Origin of the sequence: Eisenbergiella tayi (genome assembly GCF_001881565.1) — a bacterium.
GTDB lineage: Bacteria > Bacillota > Clostridia > Lachnospirales > Lachnospiraceae > Eisenbergiella > Eisenbergiella tayi.
Map to the genome: position 1 here is coordinate 621,559 of NZ_MPDJ01000003.1, position 11,119 is coordinate 632,677.

General features: G+C 46.5%; 9 protein-coding genes. All 9 read left to right on the forward strand.

Annotated elements, in window-relative coordinates; genetic code table 11:
* Positions 1-99 precede the first annotated feature (99 nt).
* On the forward strand, positions 100-1,062 hold the full coding sequence (locus BLA28_RS14110; protein WP_009250400.1) for an ABC transporter permease: 963 nt from the start codon (positions 100-102) through the stop codon (positions 1,060-1,062).
* Positions 1,062-1,958 (forward strand): ABC transporter permease, encoded by an 897-nt coding sequence (locus tag BLA28_RS14115; RefSeq protein WP_081330131.1) that lies wholly within the window; start codon positions 1,062-1,064, stop codon positions 1,956-1,958. Before BLA28_RS14110 ends, BLA28_RS14115 begins: the two co-directional genes overlap by 1 nt.
* 12 nt (positions 1,959-1,970) lie before the next feature.
* Positions 1,971-3,005: an ABC transporter ATP-binding protein gene (locus BLA28_RS14120; protein ID WP_009250398.1), complete on the forward strand. Its 1,035-nt coding sequence runs from the start codon at positions 1,971-1,973 to the stop codon at positions 3,003-3,005.
* A 1-nt stretch (position 3,006) separates the two neighbouring features.
* Positions 3,007-3,957, forward strand: a complete 951-nt coding sequence (locus tag BLA28_RS14125) for an ABC transporter ATP-binding protein (protein WP_009250397.1) — start codon at positions 3,007-3,009, stop codon at positions 3,955-3,957.
* Positions 3,958-3,995: 38 nt separating this feature from the next.
* Complete coding sequence (locus BLA28_RS14130; protein WP_141702965.1) at positions 3,996-5,270, forward strand: hypothetical protein; 1,275 nt, start codon at positions 3,996-3,998, stop codon at positions 5,268-5,270.
* Between the two features lie 22 nt (positions 5,271-5,292).
* Positions 5,293-7,383 (forward strand): MBL fold metallo-hydrolase, encoded by a 2,091-nt coding sequence (locus tag BLA28_RS14135; RefSeq protein WP_169897252.1) that lies wholly within the window; start codon positions 5,293-5,295, stop codon positions 7,381-7,383.
* Positions 7,376-7,975, forward strand: coding sequence for an FUSC family protein (locus BLA28_RS14140; RefSeq protein ID WP_044963603.1), 600 nt, complete (start codon positions 7,376-7,378; stop codon positions 7,973-7,975). The genes BLA28_RS14135 and BLA28_RS14140 overlap by 8 nt, the downstream gene beginning before the upstream one ends.
* A gap of 633 nt (positions 7,976-8,608) precedes the next feature.
* Positions 8,609-8,911, forward strand: coding sequence for an Hpt domain-containing protein (locus BLA28_RS14145; protein ID WP_242880633.1), 303 nt, complete (start codon positions 8,609-8,611; stop codon positions 8,909-8,911).
* A complete protein-coding gene (locus BLA28_RS14150; RefSeq protein ID WP_044963608.1) occupies positions 8,904-10,982 on the forward strand; it encodes a diguanylate cyclase in 2,079 nt (692 codons plus the stop codon). Before BLA28_RS14145 ends, BLA28_RS14150 begins: the two co-directional genes overlap by 8 nt.
* Positions 10,983-11,119 lie beyond the last annotated feature (137 nt).

An 11,119-nucleotide genomic window follows, 5' to 3' on the forward strand; every position in this document is an offset into this window, starting at 1 on the left:
GCGGCAAATATAAGACGTACGGTACTGCCGATGCGGAAAGGGATGCACAGAGGGCATTCCTTTCCGCTGGGAGTGCCTTTTTTCAGAAAGGAGCTGCGTATGTGGAAATATATCGTAAAGCGTTTGTTGTGGATGATTCCCGTGCTGCTGGGAATTGCAGTTGTTATCTTTACTATCATGTATTTTTGTCCGGGAGATCCGGCGGCGTCAATTTTAGGAAACGGTGCGACACCGGCGGCGCTGGAGGCCAAAAGAGCAGAGATGGGTTTGGATAAGCCTTACATAGTCCGTTTGCTGAACTATCTGAATCAGGTTTTTCTGCATTTTGATTTGGGAGATTCCTATTTTACCAATCAGTCCGTCATGTCGGGAATTTTATACAGGATGCCGTATACCATCACCATAGCGGTAATCTGTATGCTTCTTCAGATTCTCATAGGTACCCCGCTTGGGATCACGGCGGCTACCCATCAGAACGGACTGGCGGATCGCTTCTGCATGATCGTAGCGCTTCTGGGAGTATCCATTCCCGGCTTCTGGCTGGCTATGATGATGGTAATACTGTTTGCTGCAAAGCTTAACTGGCTGCCTGCTTATGGAGTGGGAGGAATCCAGTACTATATTCTTCCCTGTATTGCCAATGCATTTGCGGGAATTGCCTCTCAGGCGAGACAGACCAGATCCAGCATGCTGGAGGTTATCCGTTCAGACTATGTGGTGACAGCCCGTGCAAAGGGCTTATCCGAACGGGATATTTTATATAAGCACGCATTGCCTAACGGATTGATTCCAATCATCACTGTTATTGGAAACGGTATGGGTATGATGCTCGGCGGTACGGTAGTCATTGAGTCTGTATTTTCCATTCCCGGAATCGGTTCTTTCACAACGAAGGCGATCAACAACAGAGATTACCCTATTGTTATGGGCGGCGTCCTGTTTCTTGGGGCAATCTTCAGCCTGATCATGTTAATTGTAGACATTGTTTATGCCTATGTGGATCCCCGAATCAAGGCTCAGTATGAAGGGCAGCAGAAGAGCTGGAAAAGGAGGAAGAAATAATGGCAAAAACAGCGGCAGTCGGATGTCCGGCAGAAGAAAAAGGCCGGAGAAAAAAGGAAAGTCAGTTTTCCCAGGTGCTGGGAAGGCTTCGCAGCAACAAAATGGCAATGTTCGGCCTGGCAATTTCGTTAATTCTTATCGTTTTGGCGATAGCAGCGCCGCTGATCATGCCCTATAAATATGATCAGATGGATATGGCAAACCGCTTTGCATCGCCGTCCCTGAAGCACTTATGCGGAACAGATGAAATGGGAAGAGATATTTTTTCCCGGTTGTTATATGGCGGAAGGGCATCTTTGCTTTTGGGGTTCACCGCAACAATTATTTCCACTTTTTTGGGAATGCTCATTGGCTCTGTCGTTGGATATTTCGGGGGAACGGTAGATACGATTGTTATGCGTTTGATTGATATTCTTCAGGCGATTCCCGGGATCCTTCTTGCTATTGCTATTTCAGCATGTCTGGGAAGCGGGCTTTTCAATACGGTGCTGGCCCTTTCTATTGGCGGCATTCCGATGACGGTACGGCTTCTCCGCGGTTCTATCATGGGGGTACGAAAGATGGAATATATTGAAGCCGCACAAAAAATAAACTGCTCAGTACCCAGGACTATTACGAAGCATATTCTGCCGAACAGTATTTCACCTATAATAGTGTCCGTAACAATGGGAATCGGAAATACCATTCTTATGGCTGCTTCCTTAAGTTACATCGGGCTGGGAATTCAGCCGCCTACCCCTGAATGGGGAGCGATGCTTACGGCGGCCAACCAGTATATGGTGGATCATCCTCATATGGTTGTTTTCCCTGGGATAGCCATAGCACTGATTGTTCTGTCCCTGAATCTGCTTGGGGACGGACTGCGTGATGCGCTGGATCCCAAATTAAAGAAATAGGAGGAGAAAATAATGACGGAGAAGAAAGTGCCGTTTATAGAAGTAAAAAATCTTGTTGTTCATTACACCTCCGAGGGACGTGAGATCCATGCGGTTAATGATGTGTCTTTTTCTTTGGAAAAAGGGAGAACGCTGGGACTGGTTGGGGAAACAGGAGCGGGAAAGACCACTATTGCCAAATCCATTCTGCGTATATTGCCGGAGCCGCCGGCCCATGTGGATGGCGGGGAAATCTGTCTGGAGGGGAAAAATCTTCTGGAGCTTCATAATGACGAAATGCGGAAAATCCGGGGAAAACGGATTTCCATGATTTTTCAGGATCCCATGACTGCCCTGAATCCGGTTATGCGTATCGGAAATCAGATCGCCGAAGGAATAGAGCTTCATGAGAAATGTTCCAGGAAGGAGGCGGAAGCGAAAGCGGCTGCAATGCTGGAAATGGTCGGGATTCCCGGTACGCGTTTCCGTGATTATCCTCATCAGTTCTCCGGCGGTATGAAACAGCGAGTTATCATTGCCATGGCGCTCGCCTGTAGTCCTGATCTTTTGCTTGCGGATGAACCTACTACCGCACTGGATGTAACCATTCAGGCGCAGGTATTGGATATCATCAAGACACTTCAGCAAAGACTGCAGACGGCAATGATCATGATTACCCATGATCTCGGTATTGTGGCGGAAGTATGTGATGAAGTGGCAGTCATCTATGCCGGTGAAATTGTGGAATATGGTTCTAAAGAAGAAATTTTTGATCATCCGTCGCATCCGTACACGATTGGGCTGTTTGGATCCCTGCCGGATATTAACTCGGATGTGGAACGGCTTTCCCCTATAGCAGGCATGCCGCCGGATCCGGGAAATCTGCCGGAGGGCTGCTCCTTTTCCCCGCGCTGCCCTTATGCATCGGATAAGTGCAGAAAGGGAGACGTAAAGCTGATTAATATCGGAGGAACCCATACCTGCCGCTGTATCCGCGCAGCTGCTGCGGAGGACAAAACAGCTTTTTCAGACGGCGGACAGAAAAAGACAGCCGAAAAGGAGGCATAACATGGCGGCACCATTATTAGAAGTGAAACATCTGAAAAAATATTTTAATACGCCGAAGGGGATGCTTCATGCGGTTGACGATGTAAGCTTTTCCATTGAAAAAGGCCGGACCATGGGAGTGGTAGGTGAATCAGGCTGCGGAAAATCCACATTAGGGCGTACGATTATACATTTGCAGGACAGTACGGACGGTCAGATTTTTTTTGAAGGAAAGGATATTACAAGGGTTAAAAAGAAGGAGCTTCATCGGATTAATGAAGAGATGCAGATCGTATTTCAGGATCCCTTTTCTTCGCTGAATCCGCGAATGACTGTTGAGGAGGTCATCGCGGAGCCTCTTGAAATTTCCCATCGGTTTAAAAGAGGTGAGATACAGGATGAAACAGAAAGGATTATGGAGCTTGTGGGAATTGATGAACGTCTGCGCCATTCTTATCCGCATGAACTGGACGGAGGCAGAAGGCAGCGTGTTGGCATCGGCCGTGCACTTGCCCTGAATCCGAAGTTTATTGTCTGTGATGAACCGGTATCGGCGCTGGATGTTTCCATCCAGGCGCAGGTATTGAATCTGCTGCAGGATTTACAGGAAAAGTCGGGAATTACCTATATGTTCGTAACCCATGATCTTTCCGTTGTAAAGCATATTTCGGATAATATTTGCGTCATGTATCTGGGGCAGCTGGTGGAAACCGCGTCTTCAGGCGAGCTGTTTGCCCATCCTATGCATCCATACACCAAAGCATTGCTGTCAGCGATTCCTTCCATTGATATTCATCATCCAAAGAAGAGAATTGTGCTTCAGGGAGAAATCGTATCTCCAATTGAGCCAAAACCAGGCTGCCGGTTTGCAGCCAGATGTCCTCATGCGACGGAAGCATGTCATGAACCGCAGGAACTGAAAGAAATCTCCGCAGGACATTTTGTTTCCTGCTGCAGGGTGGGTGACAAATAAAATATGGGTGCGTCAAAGCGCACAGATGGGAGCAGAAAATGGATAGAACAATGCGGGCAGGCGCCGGTAAAGAAGAAATCATGCTGATGGAAGCTTATCTTGCAATTGAGGATTTTTCCATTGTACACAGGGCGCTGGATGTAAGGGCTGTAATTATTGAAAATGGCACGAAAATGGCTTTTGTATCCGTTGAAATGACTTCCCTTCCTGCGGAAGAGATAGAAGCAGTCAAAGACAGAATTGTTATGGAGGCGGAGATAGAGAGGGAGAATATATGGGTGTGCTGCACTCATACATTTTCTGCACCGCATCTTCTTCCGGATTTTATGCTGGCGGAAAATGACGGCATCGCCAAAAAGGAGGAATTCAGGAAGGCTCTTCAGAATGCGGCTGCGGCAGCCGTTATAAAAGCACAGAGCCGTATGGAGGCGGTTACACCGCGGTTTGGCAGCAGTTACTGCGATATCAATATTGGCAGGGATGAAGAACTGGAGGATGGCTGGTGGATTGGCGAACACGGCATGGGGCTTGTGGATCATGAAATACAGGCGCTCCGGCTGGACAACAGGGAAGGGAAGCCGGTGGCAGTTATTTTTAATTATGCGATTCAGTCTTCCGTATTAGATGGTTCCGTGTTAAGTACCGGAGGAAAAGGCGTATCTCCGGATGTCGCAGGAACAGCCTGTGATTATATAGAGCGTTGTTATCGAAAACCGCACCCGGTTGTCTTATTCCTGATGGGGGCTGCAGGGGATCAGGTGCCTGTGAAACGTACGGTTTCTGAAACATTTGTAAAGGGGGAACGTGTTCGGAAGGACAGACATGAGGAAGGCTTTAAGATTTGTGAGGAATTAGGAAGAACACTGGGAGATGCCGTTATCCGGGCAATGGATTCCTCTCGGCAGATATCCGTGGAAGATGAGGTCCGTATGGAACGGAAAAAAATAACTGTGCCGGGAAAAACGATGGATAGGAATCTTCATAACCTGAAACCGGTAAAAGAGTTCAAATATACGGAAAACGGGGATGTGGAGACGGAAATTGAAATAGCGGCTATTGGGGAGATTGCTTTTTTAGGTGTGAAACCGGAGCTTAACTGTATTACAGCCGCCGCAGTCAAAGCGTTTTCTCCGTATGAACACACAATCATAACTACCATGGTTAATGGTGCTTCTAAATATATGGCGGATAAACGTTCCTATGATCGATTTACATACGAGGCACAAAATTCTCCCTTTGCCAAAGGGGCGGCGGAAATATTAATGAAGGAAAGTATATCGCTGCTGAATGAAATGCATGAAAACCGTTTGTAAAGAGCAGAAAGGGCAGACTGAAATGAAGAATTCTACAATTATAACGGAGATAGACGGGCAGGGGCAGAAAATCGCTGCAGTCGTATTGGAATTCGGCGAAAGTATTAAGCCTGTGGATATGCAGCCGGATAATTATGCAGTGGAGAACCAGACGGTTAAAGAACTTCTGGTATGTTCCGTTCCGGAGTGGGAAAAGCTGTTCCGGCAGCAGCTTCCGGCGGAAAAATGGGCAGAAGAACTGTACAAGAGCACACCGGAGCGTCAGCCGGCCGGAAACTGTGTTATCTTAATTCTGGACAAAAACAGGCCGGAAGCATCAGTCAAAAGAATGACGGGGCGCGGACCGGGAGCCAGGCTGGTGATTGCTTTACCGGAACTTGAAATCCGCCTGAAAGCAGAACAGATAACCGTTACGGTAACGGCTGTAAAGGATGCTGTGGCGGATAACTTTGATAAAGGACAATTTTGCTGCAACGACGGATATTCGATTTCCTATAATCTGTTTATTCCGGAAGGATATGATCCGGAACGAACCTATCCGCTGGTACTTTTTATGCATGATGCCGGCTCCTGCTCAGATGATGTTTCAGCCGCAGTGGTGCAGGGAAACGGTGCGGCTGTATGGGCTTTAAGGAAGGAACAGGAAAAAAGGCCATGTTTTGTATTGGCGCCTCACTATCCGGAAAAGTGTGCGGAGGATGATTTTACGGTTGGACGGGAAGCGGATGCAACGGTGGAATTGGTGAAGGAGCTGATGAAAAGATATTCCATTGACAAGAACCGCATTTACGGAACAGGTCAGTCCATGGGATGCATGATGCTGTGCGAATTGAATATACGGTATCCCGGCTTTTTCGGCGGATGCTTTCTGGTGGCCGGACAATGGAATCCGGAAACAATGCCTGCGGCAAGACATGGAAACTTATGGATTCTGGTATCTGAAATGGATGAAAAGGCATTTCCCATCATGGGAGCCTGTGTCGGGAGCATGAAAGCGGCCGGAGCCGAAATCAGCTGCGGTTCATGGGATGCACACAGTCCGGAAAGCATACAGAATGAAGCGGCAGAAAAAGTTGCGTCCAAAGGCGCCGGAATCAATTTTACATGGTTTGAAGGAGACAGTGTTTTGGAATCGGATGACAGACGTTTTCCGGGAGCCTGTCATGTCAAAACATGGGAAAAAGCTTATCAGGTGGAAGCCATAAGGGAATGGCTGTTCAGGCAGTACAGAGAAATCGATTTTTCAAGTAAACATAATATTTTGATCAGGAACACGGACGGCACCTGTTTACCTATGGATAAGCCTTATTATGATGCAAGGGAAGTGGTTCCGGGTGTCTGGCAGATTATGAGCAGCGGTGATTTTTCTTATTGTATCGCAGGAAGGAAAAGAGCTGTTGCCATAGATACCGGTTACGGTGCTGGAAATATCCGTGTTTACCTGGAACAGCTCTGCGGACTTCCGGTGCGCTCAGTAATAAATACCCACAGCCATTTTGATCATACGGCTGACAACACTTATTTCGATCAGGCTTATATGGCTTACAAGGCTGTTTTGCTGGCAACGATTCCCTTCGCAAGCTTTGCAGGGATCGATTTCTGGGAGAAAGATTATGAGCGGATCGGAGTTGGAGAAGGATTTATCTGTGATCTTGGAGATAAGGCTCTGGAAATTTTTGATATCCCCGATCATACGGAGGATGGCATTGCAATATTGGACAGGGCGGACAGGATCCTTTTTACGGGGGATGAATTTATGGCCTTCGGTAAAATCCTGAGCCATGCCAGTCTGGCGGAATTCTATGGCTATACTCAGAAACTGCTGGGGCACAGGAGTGAGTTTGATACAATCTGCGCCGGAGGAGGCGTATTCCCTGTTACTTTGCTTGAAAATTATGATAAATGTGCGGAATATATTTTAAGCGGACATCAGGGTGAAGTCTTTGATGGGAATGCCCCGCGGCCGGGAAAACTTCCGCCGGGGCCAAACGGAGAGATCGTATATGACAGGATGATGCCGCATTTTGGAGACGGCGGAGCGGGAAAAATGGGAATAACGGAAAGGAAAATGTACAGCATGGAATATGCAGGTGCTAAGATAGTATATGAATAAAGAACAAAATGTAAGGATGACGGAGAAAACCGGAATTCAGAATCTGGATATAAGAATTGCCATTGCCGTAGTTATTTGTTTTTTATCTGCAACCGCATGTAGTGAATTGGGTTTCAAATTTACATATGGAGAAATGCATTTGGAAATATTACAGAAGATGACCGCATGCATAGCCTGTCTGCTCTGCGTTCAGGATAATACGAAAATAAGCAGGAAGGCCGGTGTGAACCGTATGATTATCACAGCAATCGGAGGCATTATCGGTATTGGCGCTGCTGCTGCTGATAATGCAGTCGGAAATCCATGGTTTATGACGGTGCTTATATTCGTTGGTATTTTACTTACACTGCTGCTGTGTAAGATGGCAAAGGTACCATATATTAATGCAAGAATCGGAGGAGTGACATTCATACTGGTTTCTTGTACCTTCTCAGGAAATGCCAGAATTTTTTACGCGGTGTTCCGTTTTATATCCACATTCTACGGAGTTTTGGTAGTATTGCTTGTTTCCTGGTTTTTTCAGAAATTTATTCTGGATGCCAGCGGAGAACATTGTAAATTACTGAAAAATACGGGGAAACATGCGGCGTGAAGAAGAGTAAAAATCAATAATTATATATAGGTAACAATCCGATATACAGGATTCAGAATAAAGTCCCTGGAAATTATTTTTCCAGGGCTTTATTTTAAAATGACTGTAACAAAAGTTTATTTGAAGGTTTGGTAATTCAAAGCTGTTTTTCCATTTTCGTCCGGTCTCCTGCAAAACTCATGATAAATTTTCCTGAAATTCAACCGATAATATAAGTAGCCAATTAATGGAAGCATACTTCACATCATACGGAAACCAACAGTTCTGTATAAGAATAAAAACAGCATCACTCGCATAAAATACGCATTTTACTTGTAAATACAGGCAGATTCTGTTATAAAGAAAACAGCATTTCCGGGGCATGCTCCGGGATTTTAACTTTTTTTCACAAAGAAATCATATCGTTAATAGAAAATCAGGCAGGTATATGATAAAATAAAAAGATAAATGCTGTTTTAAATCATCATCAGCTTCAGTAAAGGCAGGACAGGGTTATGCCGGAAAAGTTCTGCGCAGACAGTGTATAAGAGAAAAGAGAGGTCAGTATTCATAATGACAGTGAAAGAATGTTATGAATGTCTTGGGGCGGACTATGAGGATGTGAGCTGCCGTTTGAGGTCAGAGGAAAGAATCTTGAAATTTTTAAAAATGGTATTGAAGGATACCAGTTTTAAGGATTTGTGTGACGCCATGGAAGAGCAGGACTACGAAAAAGCCTTTCGTGCCGTTCATACGCTGAAAGGGGTATTGCTGAACCTGGGATTGACCGTACAGGGAAGATATGCGGCGGCTCTCACGGAAGCGCTGCGCGGCAGACAGGAAAATGAGGAAATAAAGCCATTGTTTACGCAGCTGGTTTCCAGCTACGGGGAAATGTGCAGTGCTATAAAGGAACTCGCAGAGACTTCAGAGACGGGAGGCATCCAGAATGGATAAGAGCAACAAAATTCTGATTGTAGATGATTCGGAAATCAACCGTTCTTTACTGGCGGATATGCTTTCCGCGGATTACAGTCTGCTGGAGGCTTCCAACGGCCTTGAGGCAATGGTGCTGATTAACCAGTACCATTCCGAATTGTCCATGGTGCTGCTGGATATCGTCATGCCGGAAATGGACGGATTTGAGGTGCTTGCTTCCATGAACGGGGCAGGACTGCTGGAACGTCTTCCTGTCATCATGATTTCTGCAGAAACCTCTTCCGCATATATTGATCATGCCTATGAGCTCGGAGCGGCGGAATATATCAGCCGTCCGTTTGATGAGCAGACGGTAAAGCGCCGTGTTAAAAATACCATTACTCTTTATTCCAAGCAGAAGACTCTGGAAAACCTGGTGACGGAGCAAATCCTGGAAAAAGAAAAAAGCAACCTGGTCATGATAGAAATCCTCAGCCATATCGTGGAATTCCGTAACGGTGAGAGCGGCCTTCACGTCCTGCATATACGGATTATCACCGAGGCGCTGCTGAAGCAGCTGGCAAAGCGGACCAACCGGTATAACCTGAATGCGAAACAGATCAATCTGATTTCCAATGTGTCCGCGCTTCATGATATAGGGAAGATTTCCATACCGGAGGAGATTTTAAACAAGCCGGGCAGACTGACGCCGGAGGAATACGAAATTATCAAGACCCACAGCGTTATCGGGGCCGAGATGCTGGAAAACGTGCCTTATTACCAGGATGAGGAACTGGTGCGTATGGCGAGAGATATCTGCCGCTGGCATCATGAGAGATATGACGGGAGTGGATATCCGGATGGTTTAAAGGGGGATGATATCCCCATTTCAGCGCAGGTGGTGGCTCTGGCAGATGTTTATGACGCCCTGACCAGCCGAAGGGTTTATAAGCCTGCCTATTCCCATGAAGAGGCCCTGCGTATGATCATGGACGGTGAGTGTGGGGCATTCAGTCCTTTATTGCTGGAGTGTTTATGCAGTGTGAAGCCATATCTGGAAAGGGAACTGCATGTGCGTTCCGCAGGGGGGATATCCAAGATGGAACTGCAGGATATGACCCGCAGCCTGATTCAGAGCAGCAACGCTTCTAACCGTACTCTGGCATTGCTGGAGCAGGAAAGGACGAAATACCAGTTTTTTGCTTCGATGTCCAAGGAGATCCAGTTTGAGTATTCAGGAAGCTCCGACGTGCTGACCGTTTCCGACTGGGGCGCCGAGCAGCTGGGAGTGAGTTCCGTCCTTGTACATCCGGGCAGAAACAAGGAAATTTACAAAATATTTACAAGAGAGGATTTTGTTGATCTGAGGAACCGTCTGAGCAGCGCCAAACCGGAGGATCCTATTGTTACCTGTACCTATCGCATCAATGTACAGGGCAGCCCGAGGTGGTGCAAGGTTATAGCCAGGCCGCTTTGGGTGATGGAAGAAACAAACGAGCTGACTGGGATGATCGGTAAATTAATCGATATCCATGAGGAACATATAGAACTGGACCGGCTGAAACAGATAGCCCGTTATGATTCCCTGACAGGGCTTTATAACCGTGCTTATGCCTGCAAGGCCATAGAAGAGGCACTGAAGGAAAGCAGGGCGGAAAATAAAAAATTCGCATTGCTGCTTTTGGATTTGGATTATTTTAAAAATGCGAATGACCAGTACGGGCATCAGTTCGGTGATCGGGTGCTGGAGGAAGTGGCGATAAAGGTGCGCAACAGCGTGCGTGCAAATGATATCTGTGCCCGCATCGGAGGCGATGAATTCCTGATTTTTATGGAATACAAGGATAACATAGAGCTTCTGGTAGACAGGGTTTATCAGGCTATTGGCGGCCGGTATGAGAATTTTGTTATCGCTGCAAGCATGGGGGTGGCGCTTGCACCGGAGAACGGAATGGGTTATGATCTGCTTTTCCTCCATGCGGATAAAGCTTTATATGCCGCTAAGAAAAATGGAAGAAGTCATTATTGTTTTTATGATGATTCCATGCAGGATCTTCTTTCTGTGCTGTCACGGGTTGATGACGTGGACAGCGGAGCCGGCAGAAGATAAAAGCAGTATTGACAATCCGTACCTGTATTGCTATACTGTTACCAATAAACAAAAGGAGGCTGATATTATATGAGAAAAACTTTATCACATGGGAATTTCATAAACATTAAGTCAGCCTGCTATGTGAGATAAGTAAG

Bases quoted from the DNA above. Each gene is read 5' to 3' on its own strand.
- BLA28_RS14110 (WP_009250400.1), top strand. From the start codon at position 100: ATGTGGAAATATATCGTAAAGCGTTTGTTGTGGATGATTCCCGTGCTG.
- BLA28_RS14125 (WP_009250397.1), top strand. From the start codon at position 3,007: ATGGCGGCACCATTATTAGAAGTGAAACATCTGAAAAAATATTTTAAT.
- BLA28_RS14115 (WP_081330131.1), top strand. From the start codon at position 1,062: ATGGCAAAAACAGCGGCAGTCGGATGTCCGGCAGAAGAAAAAGGCCGG.
- BLA28_RS14120 (WP_009250398.1), top strand. From the start codon at position 1,971: ATGACGGAGAAGAAAGTGCCGTTTATAGAAGTAAAAAATCTTGTTGTT.
- BLA28_RS14150 (WP_044963608.1), top strand. From the start codon at position 8,904: ATGGATAAGAGCAACAAAATTCTGATTGTAGATGATTCGGAAATCAAC.
- BLA28_RS14135 (WP_169897252.1), top strand. From the start codon at position 5,293: ATGAAGAATTCTACAATTATAACGGAGATAGACGGGCAGGGGCAGAAA.
- BLA28_RS14130 (WP_141702965.1), top strand. From the start codon at position 3,996: ATGGATAGAACAATGCGGGCAGGCGCCGGTAAAGAAGAAATCATGCTG.
- BLA28_RS14140 (WP_044963603.1), top strand. From the start codon at position 7,376: ATGAATAAAGAACAAAATGTAAGGATGACGGAGAAAACCGGAATTCAG.